18 protein-coding genes are annotated in these 17,548 nt (G+C 55.8%); 12 read left to right on the forward strand and 6 right to left on the reverse strand.

The window, feature by feature from the left end:
- Positions 1 to 101 precede the first annotated feature (101 nt).
- From ABWO67_RS13350 to ABWO67_RS13360, 3 genes are all read right to left on the reverse strand, one after another.
- Positions 102 to 1,094: a Bug family tripartite tricarboxylate transporter substrate binding protein gene (locus tag ABWO67_RS13350; protein WP_353152276.1), complete on the reverse strand. Its 993-nt coding sequence runs from the start codon at positions 1,092 to 1,094 to the stop codon at positions 102 to 104.
- A 145-nt stretch (positions 1,095 to 1,239) separates the two neighbouring features.
- A complete protein-coding gene (locus ABWO67_RS13355; protein ID WP_353152278.1) occupies positions 1,240 to 2,415 on the reverse strand; it encodes a UxaA family hydrolase in 1,176 nt (391 codons plus the stop codon).
- Between the two features lie 49 nt (positions 2,416 to 2,464).
- Complete coding sequence (locus ABWO67_RS13360) at positions 2,465 to 2,746, reverse strand: UxaA family hydrolase (protein ID WP_353152280.1); 282 nt, start codon at positions 2,744 to 2,746, stop codon at positions 2,465 to 2,467.
- 215 nt (positions 2,747 to 2,961) lie between these two features.
- Between ABWO67_RS13360 and ABWO67_RS13365 the strand changes: the two genes are divergently transcribed.
- From ABWO67_RS13365 to ABWO67_RS13375, 3 genes are all read left to right on the forward strand, one after another.
- Positions 2,962 to 3,711, forward strand: coding sequence for a GntR family transcriptional regulator (locus ABWO67_RS13365; RefSeq protein ID WP_353152282.1), 750 nt, complete (start codon positions 2,962 to 2,964; stop codon positions 3,709 to 3,711).
- Between the two features lie 128 nt (positions 3,712 to 3,839).
- Complete coding sequence (locus ABWO67_RS13370; protein ID WP_353152284.1) at positions 3,840 to 4,766, forward strand: hydroxyacid dehydrogenase; 927 nt, start codon at positions 3,840 to 3,842, stop codon at positions 4,764 to 4,766.
- Positions 4,767 to 4,786: 20 nt separating this feature from the next.
- Positions 4,787 to 5,779, forward strand: a complete 993-nt coding sequence (locus ABWO67_RS13375) for an Ldh family oxidoreductase (protein WP_353152286.1) — start codon at positions 4,787 to 4,789, stop codon at positions 5,777 to 5,779.
- Between the two features lie 9 nt (positions 5,780 to 5,788).
- On the opposite strand, the gene ABWO67_RS13380 is transcribed toward ABWO67_RS13375, so the two are convergent.
- The 3 genes from ABWO67_RS13380 to infA all read right to left on the reverse strand — a co-directional run bounded on the left by ABWO67_RS13380 (position 5,789) and on the right by infA (position 8,618).
- Positions 5,789 to 6,667 (reverse strand): DMT family transporter, encoded by an 879-nt coding sequence (locus ABWO67_RS13380; RefSeq protein ID WP_353152288.1) that lies wholly within the window; start codon positions 6,665 to 6,667, stop codon positions 5,789 to 5,791.
- Between the two features lie 18 nt (positions 6,668 to 6,685).
- The gene (pgi, locus tag ABWO67_RS13385; RefSeq protein ID WP_353152290.1) at positions 6,686 to 8,290 is read right to left on the reverse strand and encodes a glucose-6-phosphate isomerase; all 1,605 of its coding nucleotides are present in this window, start codon (positions 8,288 to 8,290) and stop codon (positions 6,686 to 6,688) included.
- A gap of 70 nt (positions 8,291 to 8,360) precedes the next feature.
- Positions 8,361 to 8,618, reverse strand: a complete 258-nt coding sequence (gene infA, locus ABWO67_RS13390; RefSeq protein WP_013744218.1) for a translation initiation factor IF-1 — start codon at positions 8,616 to 8,618, stop codon at positions 8,361 to 8,363.
- Between the two features lie 537 nt (positions 8,619 to 9,155).
- On the opposite strand from infA, the gene ABWO67_RS13395 reads away from it, so the two are divergent.
- From ABWO67_RS13395 to ABWO67_RS13435, 9 genes are all read left to right on the forward strand, one after another.
- On the forward strand, positions 9,156 to 9,953 hold the full coding sequence (locus ABWO67_RS13395) for an enoyl-CoA hydratase-related protein (protein WP_353152293.1): 798 nt from the start codon (positions 9,156 to 9,158) through the stop codon (positions 9,951 to 9,953).
- Positions 9,954 to 10,088: 135 nt separating this feature from the next.
- Positions 10,089 to 11,219 carry an ABC transporter substrate-binding protein gene (locus tag ABWO67_RS13400; RefSeq protein WP_353152295.1) on the forward strand — a complete coding sequence of 377 codons (1,131 nt, stop codon included), beginning with the start codon at positions 10,089 to 10,091 and terminating at the stop codon, positions 11,217 to 11,219.
- Between the two features lie 18 nt (positions 11,220 to 11,237).
- A complete protein-coding gene (locus ABWO67_RS13405; RefSeq protein WP_353152297.1) occupies positions 11,238 to 12,110 on the forward strand; it encodes a branched-chain amino acid ABC transporter permease in 873 nt (290 codons plus the stop codon).
- 12 nt (positions 12,111 to 12,122) lie between these two features.
- Complete coding sequence (locus ABWO67_RS13410; protein ID WP_353152299.1) at positions 12,123 to 13,007, forward strand: branched-chain amino acid ABC transporter permease; 885 nt, start codon at positions 12,123 to 12,125, stop codon at positions 13,005 to 13,007.
- Positions 13,004 to 13,765 carry an ABC transporter ATP-binding protein gene (locus ABWO67_RS13415; RefSeq protein WP_353152301.1) on the forward strand — a complete coding sequence of 254 codons (762 nt, stop codon included), beginning with the start codon at positions 13,004 to 13,006 and terminating at the stop codon, positions 13,763 to 13,765. The genes ABWO67_RS13410 and ABWO67_RS13415 overlap by 4 nt, the downstream gene beginning before the upstream one ends.
- A complete protein-coding gene (locus ABWO67_RS13420) occupies positions 13,762 to 14,475 on the forward strand; it encodes an ABC transporter ATP-binding protein (protein WP_353152303.1) in 714 nt (237 codons plus the stop codon). The genes ABWO67_RS13415 and ABWO67_RS13420 overlap by 4 nt, the downstream gene beginning before the upstream one ends.
- Position 14,476: 1 nt before the next feature.
- The gene (locus ABWO67_RS13425) at positions 14,477 to 16,075 is read left to right on the forward strand and encodes an AMP-binding protein (protein ID WP_353152305.1); all 1,599 of its coding nucleotides are present in this window, start codon (positions 14,477 to 14,479) and stop codon (positions 16,073 to 16,075) included.
- Positions 16,072 to 16,551, forward strand: coding sequence for a MaoC/PaaZ C-terminal domain-containing protein (locus ABWO67_RS13430; RefSeq protein WP_353152307.1), 480 nt, complete (start codon positions 16,072 to 16,074; stop codon positions 16,549 to 16,551). The genes ABWO67_RS13425 and ABWO67_RS13430 overlap by 4 nt, the downstream gene beginning before the upstream one ends.
- 33 nt (positions 16,552 to 16,584) lie before the next feature.
- Positions 16,585 to 17,544, forward strand: coding sequence for an NAD(P)H-dependent flavin oxidoreductase (locus tag ABWO67_RS13435; protein WP_353152309.1), 960 nt, complete (start codon positions 16,585 to 16,587; stop codon positions 17,542 to 17,544).
- Positions 17,545 to 17,548 lie beyond the last annotated feature (4 nt).

Raw genomic sequence — 17,548 nt, forward strand, 5'->3', positions numbered from 1 at the left:
GACAACGTCACCAGAGCCAAACAACGTCGCTAACACCGAAAATGCGCTAGCCGAAGAAAAGCCGGAACGGCGTAGGCGCTGTACCGGCTGCTTGACTAGTATTAGTTGATGCTGATTTTCCGGTCAGCAATGATTTTGGCCCATTTCTTGGATTCTTCCTTGATGCTCTTGGAAAATTCTTCAGGCGTCTCGCCACCGGGTTCCATACCTTGGTCAGCCAACCGTTTCTTGATGTCTGGCATGGCAAGAACTTTGACTGTGTCGTCCCGGATTTTCTTGATGACATTCGGGGGAGTTCCACGGGGGGCGATGAAGCCAAACCACCCATAGTTCTCGAAGCCCGGAATGCCGCTTTCGGCCACCGTAGGGACATTGGGCAGCATGGCAGCACGCTCTTTGCTGGTTACTGCCAGGGCGTGGATGCGGCCGCTGCCAACCAGTGAACTGACGGCGCCGATATTTCCGACAACAACATCGATTTGGCCAGCCATCAAATCGGTGTAGGCCGCTGCTTCGCCGCGATATGGCACATGGGTCATTTCGATGTTGCCCGCATACGAAAAGTTTTCACCAGCCATGTGCACTTGGCTACCCAGGCCGGCCGAGCCCAGGTTAAGTTCTTTGGGATTTTTCTTTGCAAAATCCAGGAGCTCTTGCAAGGTTTTGGCCTTGACCTTGTCGGAAGTGACCACCACCATGGGGCCGGCAGCGACATTGGTGATGGGTGTGAAGTCTTTCTCTACGTTGAAAGGCAGGGTTTTATATAAATGCGGATTGACCGTGAATATGCTGCCCGAAGCCATGAGGATGGTGTAGCCGTTGGGCGGGGATTGGGCAACAATACCGGTGCCTATGTTGCCACCTGCACCCAGCTTGTTGTCGATGACGACGCTTTGGCCCCATAGCTCGCTTAGCTTCTGGCCTATCAGGCGGGCTACGACATCGGTGGTGCCGCCCGCTGAAAATGGTACGACGATGGTGACGGCCTGGCTTGGCCAACTTGCCGCACAGGCGGATGAAAGCAGGCCTGCCGATAATGCCGTAGCGACAAACAGTTTTTTGAAGCCCCTTGCGGCGCTAAGTCGATGATGCATGGTTGTCTCCTGATTATAGTTATACATAGACAGCAATGACGCCACATCGGCGCATGGAAAATGCTCAGCGATACATCATGATTGAAGTATCGCTGAGCCTGAAGCAGGGTGTCGCAGTAAAAACAAAACAGTCGCTTAGGAAAAACTATGCACTTTCGAACAAGCGCGTCAGTACGAACTCGCGGTGACCCAGCGCTTCGGCCGCCGTCCAACGACCATTGGCGGTAGCCAACATGCACTCAAGCAGTTTGTCTCCTGCCTGATCCAGGTCCATGTCACGTTGCAGCAGGCCCGATGTGTCCACATCGATGTGTTCGGACATGGTGCGGACGGTGCGCGGATTGGCGCATATCTTGATGACGGGCAATATGGGGTTGCCGATCACGTTTCCTTGCCCTGTGGGGAAGAAGTGCACGGCGTAGCCCGATGCTGCACAGAGGGTGACCATTTCGGCGGCTGCCGAAGATGAATCCATGAACCACAATCCGCTGCTTGTGGGTATTTCTGCCTTGTCAATTACACCGTCGACCATGCATTTTTTGCCGATTTTCTGGATATTGCCCATGGCCTTCTCTTCGATGGTGGTCAAGCCGCCGGCAATGTTTCCCTTGGTTGGCTGCGATTCTGCCAAGTCGTCGGTTTTCCAGCGGTTGATCATATCCTGGTAGCGATTGAACATGAACATGAAGCGTTCGCGTACTTCGTTGTTGGCGCAGCGTTCGGCGACGATGTGCTCGCCGCCGGTAATTTCAGAGGTTTCGCCAAAAACCAGCGTGCTGCCAAGCTCGTACAGCTTGTCGAATGCATTACCCACGGTAGGATTGGCGCCACAGCCTGAAGTGGTGTCGGACTCACCGCATTTGGTCGAAACCCACAGATCGCTGATAGGGCATTCTTCGCGGCTTATTGCGGTTGCATAATGGACAAACTCTTTGGCTTTCTGGGACGCTCGCTTGATGGTTTCATGATCGCCGTTCAGTTCGATGCTAAAGCCGGCAACGGGCTTGCCGGTTGCCGCAATGGCGTCGACTATACGCTTTGTCCAGCCTTCTTCGATGCCGATTACAACAACGGCCGCAACATTGGGATTGCTGCCAGTTCCTATGAGGGTACGAAAGTGCAAGTCCAGATCCGCGCCGAATTGCAGTCGCCCATAAGGATGGGGCAGGGCAATGGTGCCCTTGATATTGTTGGTGACGGCTTCGACAGCCGCATTTGAAATGTCGTCGACGGGAAGAATGATCACGTGGTTGCGAACGCCTACGCGTCCGTTGTCGCGGCGATATCCCATGAACGTAGAGGAAGCAGAAATGACGGCCATGTTGAGAATCCTTATATCCTGATATGTGTGGTGGGCGGGTCGCGGACGGCTACCAGCGTTTGGTTTTTATGTTCTGAACGTGGGCATGGTCGCCGACGGCAATAGGGGCGACTACCTTGCCGATGTCAACGCCGTACTTGAAAACGGTGTCGCCGACGTTCATTTCTTGCAAGGCGACTTTATGTCCGATGGGGATGTCTTGCTTGGCGGTCACATGAATTGTCTTGTCTTCGTCCATTATCCAGGCGGTGAGTTCGGTACCGGCCTTGATGCCTTCTACTACGGCTACCGCGACCGTGTCCTTGGAATCGTGCAATACGGCATGAATCATTTTTCTTCCTCTCTTGATGAAAACCGCCGACAGACCCGAGATGGCCGGCCGGCACCATGGAAGCAATATTATGCGGCTGGTTCATCCATGTCAAGCATATCATCTATATGATTTGATTGTATGGGTTAAAATGTATAAACAGAATGGCTTGCGGCTCGGACGCCTGTCGTCAGGTCTACAATTGCGGACACTACTCTTCTATGCATGAACAGCTTATGAGCACAAATTTGTCACACCTTAGTCCTTCTGGAACACCGCTTTACCAGCAGGTAAAGCGGGCCGTATTGGCCGCGTTGGCTACCGGAGAATGGAAGCAGGGGGAAGCCATTCCACCCGAGAAGCTGCTGGCAGAGCGCTTTGCCGTGTCCATAGGCACCTTGCGCAAGGCCATAGACGAGCTAGCCGCTGAAAACATACTTATCCGGCACCAAGGCCGCGGTACTTTTGTGGCCATCCATGCACACAATCAGCACTTTTTCAAATTCTTCCGGATAGTCCGTCAGGACGATGCCAAGACCTATCCGACTACGGTGTTGCAGCGTTTCCGGCGTGTTCGGGCTAGCGAAGAAGCGCGTGAAAAGCTGTTGCTTGGCCCGGGCGCCTATGTGTTTGAGTTCGTGAACCTCCTGAGCTTGCATGGCGACAGGGTGATTGTCGACACGATTACGCTTCCGGAAGCCTTGTTCAGCGGCCTGAGTAAAGAGCAATTGCGCCAGCGCTCGAGCACGCTTTACAGCTTCTATCAGGAAATGTTCGGCATCAATGTCATTGCCACGGCTGAGCGGGTCCGCGTAACTACTGCCGATGCCGACCATGCAGCCTGGCTTGATATTGCAGATGGAGATCCTTTGCTGGAGGTTCGGCGTGTCGCCTATTCGTTTCATCAGCTGCCTATCGAATGGCGGATTTCCCGGGTCAATACCGAGCGCTATGAATACATAGGCCAGGAGCATGCCAACGGTTAAGTAGTTCATGGCCAGGAGAGGGCATGCCAATCTCCAGACTTGACACAGCTATTTCTAATTCATCTATATCATTTGATTGACATGGATCTATAAGGAAAGGTACGATCGGGCTCTCACCTGGAGAGCCGATGAAAATAGTCATTTCCGAATTCATGGATGGCGCTGCTGTAGCGCGGCTTCAACAAAGCTTTGATGTCCTCTATGATCCCGCGTTGGTTGATCGGCCTGATGCACTGGGCCCGGCATTGGCTTCGGCAGATGCCCTGATTGTGCGCAACCGTACCAAGGTAGACAACAGTCTGCTGGCAACCGGGGCCAAGCTTAAAGTGGTCGGGCGACTTGGCGTTGGGCTCGACAATATTGATATGCCGGCGTGTGCTGAACGAAGCATCAAGGTGATACCTGCTATTGGCGCCAATTCGCAGGCAGTAGCTGAATATGTCATTGCCGCCTCCATGCTTTTGTTGCGTGGCGGTTTCATGTCTTCTGCCGATGTCGCATGCGGAGGGTGGCCGCGCGGGCGTTTATCCGAAGGACGTGAAACCGCAGGCAGGGTGCTGGGATTGGTGGGCTTTGGGGGTATTGGTCAGTTGACCGCGAAATTAGCACGCAGCCTGGGTATGACGGTAACCGCCCACGATCCGGCCCTGCCCGATAGTGCTGAAATATGGGGGCAGGTCGGTGTCCAGCCGAGCTCGTTGGATATGCTTGTAATGGGGGCCGATGTGATAAGCCTGCATGTGCCGTTGCTTGCCAGCACCCGCCATTTATTCAACGGCGCGCTTATCGCTCGAATGAAGCCGGGCGCCATACTTATCAATACGGCCAGGGGCGGTATCGTCGACGAATCCGCCCTGGCGGCGGCGTTACGCGAGGGTCGGCTTTCCGGGGCGGCACTGGATGTATTCGACGTCGAACCGGTTCCGGCGGCCAATCCATTTGGGGGCGTGCCCAACCTGATTCTTACACCCCACATTGCCGGCGTCACTGCAGAATCCAATGTGCGCGTCAGTCAACTGATCGCTGACCAAGTCAGTGCTTATTTACTCAAATAACTGTATTGCTAAGGGTAACCATGGCACTTTATTCGGTTGAATCTCTTGAAGAACGCGTTGTGGCAGTCCTGCAGAATGCGGGCGCCACATTCGAGATGGCACACAGTACGGCGTGTGCTTTGGTGAAGGCAGAAGCGCAAGGCTTGGGTTCACATGGTTTGTCCAGGGTGAGCCAGTATGCTTCGCATCTGCGCAGCGGCCGCGTCGATGGCAGCGCGCGGCCCGCCATTCTGCGCTCCCATGGTGCGGGGGTACTGGTGGACGCCGGGGAAGGGCTGGCATTTCCTGCATGCGAATTGGCTATTCGTGAGGCCATAAGCCGTGCTCGTGAATTCTCTATCGCCTTTGCCGGAGTGACGCGTAGTCATCACTTCGGAGTTGCGGGCCTGCATCTTGATGCAGTATCGCAAAGTGGTATGGTGGGTTTTGCCTTCAGCAATTCGCCGGCCGCCATGCCGGCCTGGGGTGGAAGCCGGGCATTGTTCGGCACTAATCCCATTGCTGCCGTGTTTCCGCGGCGTAGCGGGGATGCAGTGAGCATAGATTTGTCACTATCTGAAGTGGCGCGGGGCAAGCTGATGGTGGCGGCGCGCGAGGGGCGCCAGATCCCTCTGGGCTGGGCGCTGGACAAGGATGGGCGGCCTACTACGGATCCGCAGGCGGGACTCGATGGCATGATGTGTCCAGCAGGAGGAGTGAAAGGAGCAATGCTTGCGCTGATGGTCGAGCTGCTATGCGTATCGTTGACAGGGGCTGCATTCGGATTCGAAGCAGACTCGTTCTTCAGCGTCCAAGGCAATCGGCCGCATATAGGCCATGTTTTCCTGGTAGTGGATCCATCGGCATTGGCAGGTATGGACTCCTACTTCGACCGAGTCGATGTGTTGCTTGCAGCCATGCTGGCTGATGAAGGCGTGCGAGTTCCGGGTAGCCGGCGCAGCAACATGAGTGATCGCGCAGCTGCTAACGGTATCGAGGTATCTGACACGGCATTGGCTCAAATGTCGGCATAGGGCGGGCGTTCAGGCGCTTGCCGCTTTGCGGCCTATTATCCCGGTCGCCAGCATGGTGCCCAGCAAGACGATGCTGGTGCCTAGAAGCAAATGTAGCGTAAGCGCTTCGCCAAGAATCATCACGCCCCAGAAGATGCCAAACATGGGAACCAGAAAGGTAACGGTAATGGTTTTGGTCGAACCCACCCTTGCGATCAGGTGGAAAAATATAATATAGGCGATGCCGGTGCATAGAATCGCTATAGCGGCGGCTGACGCCCATGCTACGTTTGAAATTGGGGTGCTTGGCCAGGCCCATATGGCCAGCGGCGCCAGCAGGATAGCGGATGTCGCGACACTGCCCGTGGCGATGGCAATGGGGTCTATTCCCTTCAGGTATTTGGTTGTGTAGCAGGCGGCCACAGCATAGGAAAATGGCCCCGTCATGGCAATGAGCACCATCCAGCCTTCACCTTGTGCGCCGAACGACAAGTCTTCATAGACCAGCACGATAATTCCTGCAAAGCCTATGAATAGGCCAGCCAGGCTTGCCCACGTCAGGTGTTCTTGTAGCCAGGCACGAGCAATCAGTGCGCCGAACATGGGAGTCATGGCGTTAATAACGGCCAGCGTTCCAGCCGGCAAGCTTTGCGCCGCATAGGCAAAGCAGTAAAACGGGATAGCCGCGTTCACAATGCCGCAAACTGCGATCGGCTTCCAGTGGGTTTTCAGGATGGCCAGCTTACCCATCAGTGCAGACACAGCCAGCAGGAAGATGGCGCTGATGCCGATGCGCATTTCAACAAAGGCCATCGGGCCAAAGTCGTTGACCGCCAAGCGCATGAACAAGAACGAGCCGCCCCAGATAGCGGCAAGCAAGAACAAATTGCGGAGATCTCTGGGTTGCATAGGGGGAACTTAGCCGGACTAAGCTTTTAAGGATGCTCCGAACTTGGCCACCCAGTGCGCGGTAGAGGTATCGTGCCCGGGGTCGATGGCCGCTTGCCCGGCCAGTTCAGCGACAATGCCTTTGGCCAGCACCTTGCCATATTCCACACCCCATTGATCGAACGGGTTAATACCCCAAATGATGCCTTGTACAAATACCTTATGTTCATACATCGCCAGCAGGGCGCCCAGCGTATAGGGCGACAAGCGGGGTAGCACAATAAGGTTGGAAGGGCGTCCGCCTTCGTGCTCTTTATGCTTGGCCAGCCAAGCGGCTTTCTCGCGCGGCAGGCCTAATTGCAGGCATTCCGCCAGGGCTTGTTCGTAAGTCTTGCCTTTTAACAAGGCTTCGCGCTGGGCCAGGCAATTGGCGAGCAGGCTTTGATGGTGTTCGGGCCAGCCGTGGTCGGCTTGTTCGCACACAATGAAATCGACAGGCGCACCGTCGGTGCCCTGGTGCAGCCACTGGAAAAACGTATGTTGTGCATCGGTGCCGGGCATGCCCCACACAGCAGGGCCGGTGGGCACGCCTACGGCGTCGCCGGCCTCGTTGACCGACTTGCCCAGCGATTCCATTTCCAGTTGCTGAATATAGGGCACCAGACTCGCGAGCCGGAAATCGTAGGGGGCAATATTCAGCGACCCATAGTCCAGCACACTGCGGTTGACGATGCCGGCGATAGCCATTTGTATGGGGGCGTTCTGGGCGATAGGCGCTTGGGCGAAGTGGGCGTCCATCGCTGCGGCGCCCGCCAGCATGCCGGCCACCACGTCAGCACTGACAGCCAGGGCGGTTGTCAGGCTTACGGCCGACCATAATGAAAAGCGCCCGCCTACCCAGTCCCAAAGCTTGAAAATATGCGCGTCTGGCACACCCCACGCCTTGGCCACATCGGGTCTTGCGGTAATGGCAACCACTTGTTCATAGGGGTTTTGCACGCCTGATGCTTGCAGCCATTCCAGGGCGCGCTGCCCGTTTTGCAGGGTTTCAGCCGTTGTGAACGATTTTGACGCCAGTACGATCAAGGTATCGTGCGGATCTAGCCCAGACAGGCCGCCCTGAATGGCGTGGCCGTCGATATTGGCAACAAAATGCACTTGCCGCCATGTGCCGGCATAACCGAAGGCGTTGACGGCCAGGCGTACCCCCCAGTCGCTGCCGCCGATACCAATATGGACGATATTGCGCCAACGCCGTTCTGAATCGGCCAGGCGCACGAATTCATTCAGTCGCTGGCGCTCGGCGGCGACTTCATCGATGGGGGCAGGGGTGCGCAGGGCCGTATGCCAGGCAGCGCGCTCTTCGGTAACATTGGCGATGCCGCCCGAGAGCAGGCGATCGCGCATGGCATCGAATTGGCGAGCCGCCAGCAGGGCTTCGGTGGCTTCTTCCAGGGCAGGGGAACTGCTTTGCCCGCTAATATCCAAATCAATGCCCGCAGCGTTGATCAGTCGCAGGCTGTTGACATGGATAGGGGCAGCTTTGGCAGCGCTTTCAAATGCCGCCCATTCCGGCAAGCTGGTTAGCGCAAGAATGTGGGGTGTGTCCGGTTGGACATCGGCGGTTGGCTGCTGACTGGTCACGGACGCTCCTTGTGGTTTTGACAATCGCTAGCGGATTGTAAAGCCTTTGGTGTGCGTCCAACTTTTCTTATTAACGACGACGCTGGCTTGGGCCGCCAGGTGCGCGACCAGCAATGTGGCGGAAAGTGATCCGGCCTTTGCTCAAGTCGTAGGGCGACATTTCCAGCGACACTTTGTCGCCCGCCAGAATGCGGATGTGGTGCTTACGCATTTTTCCGCCAGTGTAGGCGACGACCGGGTGGCCGTTGTCCAAGGTGACACGAAAGCGCGAGTCGGGCAGTACTTCAGTAACCAGTCCACCCATTTCAATCAGTTCTTCTTTAGCCATAAAATATTCCTGTAAAAATTAATAAAGTGCCGGCACGTCGAACTCGCATTGCGTATCATTCGATGGCGGGCGTGATGCGATATCATGGCATCCGTAGGCAGCATTGGTATTGGTAAGGGCAGTGACATTTCGCAGGTGAGCGTTGGCTCGGCCCAATGTACGGCTGCTGCGATTGCGAACCGAGGTTCGAAGGTCAGGCGTGGCGTTAACCGCCGCCTGAAGCGGGGCCCCAGGCCTTGTTGATGGCCATAGGATGAATACATGCGACGCAACGCCTAGGAAAGCGCGGTGCCTGTTCCCGGTGATATAGGGGTATTGTTCTTGCTGGCTGCACCTGCGTTAGCAGGAACATGTTATCACACGTAGTTCCACCTGCCAATAGGCGCTTACGATTAATAAAACAAGCCGCTTTCTGTATTCAGGCAATCTGAACTCAGCCTTCTAAAAAACAAGATTGTTTATACAGGCGCCACGTTGTTAGATACGATTTCCTGTGCGGCACTATGCCAGTTAACCAGCCAGAATAAAGGGAGAGCCATGGCTCACGAATACCAGCATATCAAGTTCAACTATCAAGATGGTGTGGGGCATATCACCCTGAACCGGCCTGAAACGCTAAACAGCTTTACTCAAATCATGCATGATGATTTGAAAGCGGCGCTTACTTTTCTTGAGGCCCAAGACGATTTGCGCGGCGTCATCCTTACTGGAACGGGGCGCGGTTTTTGCGCAGGCCAGGATTTATCTGAAAGAAAGCCGTTGCCGGCGGGTCAAAAGCGCGACATGGGCGCAGGCATCGAAAACAATTATCGACCTTTGGTTTTGCGGCTGCGGGCCCTGCCGGCGCCGGTAGTTTGCGTGGTGAATGGCGTAGCGGCGGGTGCGGGAGCCAGCGTGGTTCTGGCTTGCGACGTTATCTTTGCGGTCAAGTCGGCCAAGTTCATTCAGGCGTTTACGAAAATCGGGCTCCTGCCAGACGCCGGTGGCACGTATTTTTGGCCGCGCATGGTGGGCACCCAGCGTAGCATGGGCGCATCCCTGTTTGCGGAACCGGTCAGCGCGGAGACTGCAGAACAATGGGGGCTGATTTGGCGCTGCATTCCCGATGACGAGCTGGAGTCGACCATTGCCTCGGTGCACGAGCGCCTGGCCAACGGCGCGACGCGGGCGTTTGCCGCCACCAAGCAGGCTATTTATGCTTCGGGGGACAACTCGCTGGAGGCGCAGATCAATTACGAACGCGACTTGCAGCGCGGCTTGGGCGATACCGACGATTACCTGGAAGGCATGGTCGCCTTTGGCGAGAAGCGACCGCCCCGTTTCCAGGGGCGTTGAATAAGTGTTTTCCCCAGTCTTAAGCGGCATTTAATAGGCTCTTATCTAAATACGTATTGTGGGGCGGCAGTCGGACGGGCAAACTTGGCGAACGAGGTAGAAAACCACGATCAAAGAATATCCAGGAGACCCCTAATGACTGCTGTGAAAAACCTGCTTTCCGCAAGCCTGGTGGCATTCGCCGCCTTGGGCTCATTGTCCACCCATGCTGCCGATGTCACGATAGGCGCCGTGTTTCCCCTAAGTGGCCCTAACGCGACCTATGGGGATATCTTCGGTTCAGGCGCCAATCTGGCGGCCGAGCACGTCAATGCCGACAAGCTTATCGATGGCAAGCTGACTATCCAGTACGAGGATAGTCAGGCTTTGCCGCAGCAGGGCGTCATTGCCATGAACAAGCTGGTCAATGTGTCCAAGGTGCCTTATGTGTTGTCGGCGTTTACTGGCGTCTCTAAAGCGATCTCGACCACCGCCAGCCGTACCAAGACAGTGGCGATCAATGGCGGTGGGGTGGGGCCTGATCTGGCCGAACTTGGCCCTTATTTCTGGAACATCATTCCCCTGGCCAACTATGAAGTAAAGGCCGTGCTTCCGTACCTGATCAAAGAACGCAACATGAAGCGGTTCGTTCTGGTGTATGTGGATGATCCTTTAGGCGAGGGCATACGCAAAGAGCTTTCCGACAGCCTGCCCAAGATAGGCGGCGAGCTGGTCGAAGCCTTATCAGTGCCGGCCACTGCGCAACAGTTCAGCGGAATCGCCGCGCGCGTGCGATCTGCCAATCCAGATGTCATTTACATTGCGTCGTATGGTTCCCAGCAGTCGCAAATCGTCAAACAGTTCCGCGACAACGGTATCAAACAACAGTTCGTCAGTTATACGGCGTTTTCCACACCTGAACTTAATGCGCTGCCCGAAGCCAAGGGGGCGTACTACACCAGTCAAAATGTGGATTGGAATTCCACCGACCCAGTGACCAAGCGCTTTGTCGATGACTACAAGAAAAAATACAACAAAATGCCCACGGCCTACATAGCCAACTACTACAACGCAGTTCGCTTGTTTGGTTTGCTGGCGCATGAACTGGAAAAACAAGGCAAGCCGATTACTGGCGAAAACTTGTTGGCTCAGCGCATTCAAACCAAGACATTCGACCTGGTGGGCGGCAAGGTGACGTTTGCAGAGAATGGAACCGTAATCAGCCCCATGCAGATCAATGAAATCGATGGCGCAGACGGCAAAGTCGTATCGGTCATTGCCGAATAAGCCGGAAAACACATTGCCATGCTGCTGATACAACTCTTGATTAATGGGGTGCAGGTCGGCGCGTTATACGCGCTGATCGCAGTCGGATTTTCACTGATTTTCGGGGCTACTAAAGTATTTCACTTTGCGCATGGGGCGACCTTCACCATTGCCGCCTACGTGTTCTATTACGTTTATTCTGTGGCGCAAATGCACTGGCTGCTGGCGGTGCTGGCGGCAACGCTTGCCGCCGTCATCTTTGGTGTCTGTCTGGATCGCTATGTCTATGCGCCCATTCAGCGGCATGAGGGCTCTTTCTTTACGGTATTCGTAGCGTCGTTGGGCGCCGGCATTATCGTTCAGAATCTGATTGGAATGATCTTTGGCCGCGGATTCGTGTCGGTGACTACGCCATTGTCGCGCAGCATCGAGCTGATGCCGGGGCTGTATGTGTCGCCGCTGTCAGGCATCGCCATCATTTGCGCTGTGGTTTTTTTCGGCGCCTTGCAAATTTTCCTGATGCGCACGCATGTCGGCATGGGGTTGCGGGCGCTTTCCGAGAACCCCGAGCTGGTTCGTGTTTATGGTTTGAGTCCGCGGCGTTTGTCGACCATTGTTTTTGCTCTGGGTTCTTTGCTGGTGATACCTGCGGCTATTCTCAGTGCGGCAAGCTCGGGCCTGAATCCCGCCATGGCGCATCACGTCATGCTGATCAGCCTGGCGGCAACCATTGTTGGCGGTGTCGGCAGCCTGCGCGGCGCAGCGTGCGCCGGGCTGTTGCTGGGCATGAGCGAAAACCTGGCGCTGATGTATCTGGGGCCGCAATGGAGCGAGGCTGTGACTTTCGTCGTGTTGTTCCTGTTCATCCTGTTCCGTCCGTCCGGCTTTTTCGGCCGCGCCATCACTTCGTGAGGTAACAGGGAAATGCTAGCTTATATACTCAATCTCGCGACGTTGATGTGCATTAACGCCGTTCTTGCCATAACCCTGAATTTCATCATGGGTTACGCAGGTATTTTTTCCATGGCGCATGCCATATTTTTTGGTGTGGGCGCCTATACCGCCGCGTATTTTGCGCTGAACTTCAGTGCGTCGTTTTTTCTTGCCATACCTGTCGCGATGTTTGTCGCGGCAGTGCTGTCGCTGGTGCTGGCGTTGCCGGCCTTGCGGGTGCGCGGCGAATATTTCGTAGCGGCTTCGCTGGGGCTGCAAGTGCTGGGCGTTACGATCTTCGCCGAATGGAAATCCTTCACCGGCGGCCTGGGTGGCGTCATTGGCATTCCGCCTGTCGATATTTTCGGCTACGCGGTGGCTGACCCGGCGCAGTTCATGTTGCTTGCCGCAGGCTGCTTGCTGTTGGTTGTCTTCATTACCAGCACGCTATTGCGGTCCAGCTTCGGACGCAACCTGAAAGCCATTCGCGATAGTGAATCGGCGGCGCACGCCTTTGGCAAGAACGTGTCACTTATTAAAACCCTGTCGGTCATGATTTCATCCGCCCTGGCGGCGATCGCGGGTGCGCTGTATGCCTTCTATCTGGGCTTTATCAACGTTGAAAGTTTTATGCTTGATACATCGGTATTGCTCATGGCCATGGTCATTATCGGTGGCACGGGTACGCTGCTTGGGCCTATCGTGGGCACCATGCTGCTTATGCTGTTGCCCAGCCTGTTCAGCTATATGTGGTTTCTGCCGCCGACCGAGATCGGTGCGATCCAGCAAATCGCCTATGGCGCGGCCATGGTGCTATTGATGATTTTCCGTCCGAGCGGGCTGGTGGGATCTTCTAAAAACACGGGGGCGAAATGACCCAGCCTGATCAAGAAGTATTGCTGCGCATTACGAATCTACAAAAGAATTTTGGCGGCCTTAAAGTTACCAATAATGTGTCGCTGGATATGCGGGCCGGCATTGTGACCACGCTGGTGGGGCCTAACGGCGCCGGCAAAACCACGCTATTCAATCTGATTACAGGGCATTTGACGCCTACAGGCGGTGATATCCTGTGGAAGGGCGAGTCTATTGTCGGCCAGGCCCACTGGAAAATCGCCCGCAAGGGCATTGCCCGAACTTTCCAGGATTTGCGCCTATTCGATCAAATGACCGTTCAAGAGAACGTGTTGACCGTAATGGAACCTGTGTCGTGGATATGGCAGCCGGGTGGGCGCGCCGGCCGCAAGGCTAAAGAGGAGCGGGTCATGGATATCCTGGCGAAAACGCACCTGACCAGCAAAGCCAAAACACGCGCCATAGACTTGTCGTATGCGGAACGAAAATTTCTTAGCCTGGCTCGCATTATGGCCACCGACGCCAAGATGTGGCTGCTCGACGAACCTGCTTCGGGGCTGGATCGGGGCTCGTACGAACTGTTCCTGACGCTGTTGCGCAACGAGGTCAAACAAGGCGTCACCGTATGCATTATCGAACATAATCTGGATATTGTGATTGGCATTTCTGACCGCATTGCCTTTCTGGATCAAGGCAAACTGCTAGCCGATGGCGATCCCGCCACGGTGCTGAAAGATCCGCATCTTGCGGCGATCTATTTTGGGGAGCAAGCCGCATGACCGACGTTGTGCTCAAGACAACAGGCCTTGTTGTGGGATATGGCGGACGGCCGGTGTTGGATAACTTCGACTTTGAATTGCGCGCCAACGAAGTGCTTTGCCTGATCGGCCATAACGGCGCAGGCAAGTCGACCCTGCTCAAGTCACTGTTCGGCCTGATTCCGCGCCAAGATGGGCAAATCTTCCTGGATGGCAAGCAACTGAATACCATCGAACCGCGTGCGCTGACCGCGGCCGGGCTCTCGCTGGTGCCAGAGGGCCGGGGCATTTTTCCGGGCCTTACCGTGGCGGAGACCATGAAAATGGGTTTGTGGGCTGCGGGTGTGCCTAAAGAAAAGCGCGCAGAACGTCTGGAGTGGGTGATGTCCGTGCTACCCGCGCTTGCCGGCTTCTACCAGCAACGAGCGGGCACTTTGTCGGGTGGCCAGCAGCAAATCGTATCGATTGGCCGTTCATTGCTAAGCCGGCCCAGGTGCCTGTTGATGGACGAGCCGTCCATTGGCCTGGCGCCCAAGCTTTTCCAGGACTTGCTCCAGCCAATACGAGCGCTGCAGCGCGCTACCGGCATGTCGATTCTGCTGGTTGAACAGAACGTTAAAGAAGCGCTCAAGATTTCCGACCGCGTGGTGGTCATGAAATCCGGCGCCATTATTACCGAGGCCTTGCCCGAAGAGCTTGCCGATAACGCCAAACTCATGGAGCTTTATTGAGATGTCCCAGTTTTTAAGCATGCCGGAATTGCTGGCCCACCATGTTGCCCAGCATACCGGTGATGTCGCCTTTATCGATGGCGACCGCCAGATCACGTACGGAGAATTCGACCTTATGTGCCGGAAAACGGCTGTCTGGCTTGCCGCGCAGGGTATAGGCCCGGGCGACAGGGTGGCCGTATGGCTGGTGAATCGTATTGAATGGCTGACGCTTTATGCTGGCTTGTCGCATATTGGCGCTACGCTGGTTGCCGTCAATACCCGTTACCGTTCACACGAACTGGAATATATTCTGGAGCGCTCGCAGGCCAAGCTGTTGGTGCTGGAGCTGAATTTTCGCAAGATCGATTTTCCCGCGGTGCTGGCTGGCGTTAATCCCGCCGCCGCGCAAAGCCTGGAGCGCGTCGCGGTACTCAATGCGGCTCCGGCCGACTTGCCGGACAGCATTCTTGGCAAGCCTACGACCACTTTCAACCTGGCCGACTTGGCGGATGGCGATGTGCCGCTGACGGGTGGGCCAGACTCCCTGAGCATTCTGTTTACCACGTCAGGCACGACCAGCGGCCCGAAACTGGTGATGCATCCGCAACGCACAGTGACGCTGCACTGCCAGCGGGTCGCGAAAAGCTATGGGTTCGAAGAAAACGGCGCATGTCTTTTGGCGGCGTTGCCGTTTTGCGGCGTATTCGGGTTCAATGCTGCGTTCGGGGCGATTGCGGCAGGCAAGCCAGTTGTCCTTATGGACACGTTCGATGGCGCTGAAGCGGCAAGACTGATTGTCCATCATGGCGTAACCCATGTCTTTGGCAGCGACGAGATGTTCCGGCTCATCATGAACCATGCTGTAGGAGACATGCCCTTCCCATCGGCGCGGGTGTTCGGCTTTGCCTCTTTCCACCCCGGTGTCGATGAGTTTGGCAGCGAAGCCTGGCGGCGAAAAATTCCTTTGTTTGGACTTTACGGTTCCAGCGAAGTACAGGCGCTTTTCTCGTTGCAACGAGTGGCCCAGCCTATACCAGAGCGCATCAAGGGGGGCGGTTTACCGGCTCATGCCGGTGCCGAAATCCGCATACGCGATGTCGATACGGGCGAAATTCTGCCTGTGGGCCAGAGCGGCGCCATCGAGATTCGATCCGACACCAACTTCGTGGGCTATCTGAATAATCAGGAAGCGACGCAGAAAGCTATCGACAAAGATGGGTTTTTCTCTACAGGCGATGTCGGCTACTTACGCGAGGATGGGAGTTTCGTTTATCAGACGCGCCAGGGCGATGCCATACGCCTGGCGGGCTATCTGGTCAGCCCGGCCGAGGTCGAAGATGTCTTGAAGGATCTGCCCGGCGTGTCTAACGCACAAGTGGTGGGGGTCGAGCTGAACGGCCAGGTGCGCTGCGCCGCCTTTGTCATTCTTGAGCCCGGCCACACCCTTGATGAAGCGTCGCTCAAGGCTGGCGTAGCCAATACGCTGGCCGCCTTCAAGGTGCCGGTCCGCATTTGGGATGTGCCTGAATTCCCTACAACGCAAAGTTCGAATGGCGCGAAGATCCAGCGCACCAAACTGCGCGACATGGCCATCCAACGATTAAAGGAAGCAGCATGACTACTTATTACTTAGAAGATTTTGCAGTTGGCCAGGTCTTTGAAAGCGGCGGGCGTACTATTACCGAAGCAGACCTGACCTTTTTTTCCATGCTGTCAGGCGACTGGAATCCGTTGCACGCGAATGCGGAATTCGCCAAGACCACGCGTTTCGGTCAACGCGTCGTGCATGGCGTACTGGGTATCGCGGTAAGCACAGGTATGCTGCACGAGCTGGGCATTTTTCATGATTCGGTCATCGCCATGCTGGGCTTTCGAAATTGGAATTTTCTGGCGCCGTTGCTGGTCAACGATACTATCCATTTGAAGTTGACCATTACCTCGCTCGAGCCCGGTAAAAGCGGCAACAGCGGCAAGCTGGGACGCCGTTTCCAATTGATCAACCAGAACGGAGAGGTTGCGCAGGAAGGGGAAAGCGATGTGCTGGTGTTGACCCGGGCAGGCGCGGCCGCCAAGAAAGAGCAGGCCAAGGTCTAGCTGCCCTTTAACGATTTAATCAATGAGTATCAAATGTCCAATGTAGCTGAGCTGAAGCAAAGTCTTACGGTGCCCGTTATTGGGTCGCCGATGTTTCTGGTTTCGAATCCCGCGCTGGTTATCGCACAGTGCTGTGCGGGTATTGTTGGTTCATTCCCGGCCTTGAACGCTCGTCCTCAAGAGGTCTTTTCGGAATGGCTGGATGAAATTGAAGCGGGCATAGCGCGCTATCGCGCCGATAATCCCGACCGTGTTGTAGCGCCTTACGCGGTTAACCTGATCGTTCATCAGTCGAATCCTCGCCTGGATGAAGACCTGGAAACTTGCGTGCGGCATCGCGTGCCTATTGTGATCACGTCATTGCATTCGCCCGAGCGCGTGGTGGAACGCGTGCATGCATACGGCGGCATGGTCTTGCACGATGTCACAACGCTGCGCCACGCGAAGAAAGCCATTGCCGCGGGCGTGGATGGCCTGATACTGGTTTGCGCCGGTGCCGGCGGTCATGCCGGATCCCTCAGCCCTTTTGCGTTGGTCAATGAAGTGCGGGCCATCTACGATGGCTTGCTGGTACTGGCCGGTTCAATTACCAACGGAAGCGCGATTCTGGCGGCCCAGGCCATGGGCTGCGACCTGGCCTACATGGGGACGCGTTTTATTGCTACCGAAGAATCCAGTGCTGTGGACGCCTACAAGCAAATGATTGTTGATACCACTGCGGTAGATATTATCTATACGCCGTACTTTACCGGCGTCAGCGGCAATTATTTAAAGCCCAGCATCGCGGCGGCGGGACTGGACCCCGACAACCTTTCTGCTGGCGGACGCGAAAGCATGGACGTCGGCAAGCCCAAGAAGTGGAAAGATATCTGGGGCAGCGGACAGGGTGTGGGCAGCATTCTTTCCATTTTGCCCGCAGCAGAAGTCGTTGCGCAATTGCAAGAAGAGTATCAGGCCGCAAAACGGCAATTGCTGGGTAGTGGGCAAGCTTGATATG

The sequence above is a fragment of the Pollutimonas bauzanensis genome, from assembly GCF_040393045.1.
Lineage (GTDB): Bacteria > Pseudomonadota > Gammaproteobacteria > Burkholderiales > Burkholderiaceae_B > Pollutimonas > Pollutimonas bauzanensis_A.

Excerpts from the sequence above, each read along its gene's own strand:
- ABWO67_RS13415 (WP_353152301.1), top strand. The coding sequence starts at position 13,004 with ATGACCCAGCCTGATCAAGAAGTATTGCTGCGCATTACGAATCTACAA.
- ABWO67_RS13425 (WP_353152305.1), top strand. The coding sequence starts at position 14,477 with ATGTCCCAGTTTTTAAGCATGCCGGAATTGCTGGCCCACCATGTTGCC.
- ABWO67_RS13435 (WP_353152309.1), top strand. The coding sequence starts at position 16,585 with ATGTCCAATGTAGCTGAGCTGAAGCAAAGTCTTACGGTGCCCGTTATT.
- ABWO67_RS13350 (WP_353152276.1), bottom strand. The coding sequence starts at position 1,094 with ATGCATCATCGACTTAGCGCCGCAAGGGGCTTCAAAAAACTGTTTGTC.
- ABWO67_RS13410 (WP_353152299.1), top strand. The coding sequence starts at position 12,123 with ATGCTAGCTTATATACTCAATCTCGCGACGTTGATGTGCATTAACGCC.
- ABWO67_RS13380 (WP_353152288.1), bottom strand. The coding sequence starts at position 6,667 with ATGCAACCCAGAGATCTCCGCAATTTGTTCTTGCTTGCCGCTATCTGG.
- ABWO67_RS13395 (WP_353152293.1), top strand. The coding sequence starts at position 9,156 with ATGGCTCACGAATACCAGCATATCAAGTTCAACTATCAAGATGGTGTG.
- ABWO67_RS13355 (WP_353152278.1), bottom strand. The coding sequence starts at position 2,415 with ATGGCCGTCATTTCTGCTTCCTCTACGTTCATGGGATATCGCCGCGAC.
- ABWO67_RS13400 (WP_353152295.1), top strand. The coding sequence starts at position 10,089 with ATGACTGCTGTGAAAAACCTGCTTTCCGCAAGCCTGGTGGCATTCGCC.
- ABWO67_RS13370 (WP_353152284.1), top strand. The coding sequence starts at position 3,840 with ATGAAAATAGTCATTTCCGAATTCATGGATGGCGCTGCTGTAGCGCGG.
- ABWO67_RS13375 (WP_353152286.1), top strand. The coding sequence starts at position 4,787 with ATGGCACTTTATTCGGTTGAATCTCTTGAAGAACGCGTTGTGGCAGTC.
- ABWO67_RS13430 (WP_353152307.1), top strand. The coding sequence starts at position 16,072 with ATGACTACTTATTACTTAGAAGATTTTGCAGTTGGCCAGGTCTTTGAA.
- ABWO67_RS13365 (WP_353152282.1), top strand. The coding sequence starts at position 2,962 with ATGAGCACAAATTTGTCACACCTTAGTCCTTCTGGAACACCGCTTTAC.
- ABWO67_RS13420 (WP_353152303.1), top strand. The coding sequence starts at position 13,762 with ATGACCGACGTTGTGCTCAAGACAACAGGCCTTGTTGTGGGATATGGC.
- infA (WP_013744218.1), bottom strand. The coding sequence starts at position 8,618 with ATGGCTAAAGAAGAACTGATTGAAATGGGTGGACTGGTTACTGAAGTA.
- ABWO67_RS13405 (WP_353152297.1), top strand. The coding sequence starts at position 11,238 with ATGCTGCTGATACAACTCTTGATTAATGGGGTGCAGGTCGGCGCGTTA.
- ABWO67_RS13360 (WP_353152280.1), bottom strand. The coding sequence starts at position 2,746 with ATGATTCATGCCGTATTGCACGATTCCAAGGACACGGTCGCGGTAGCC.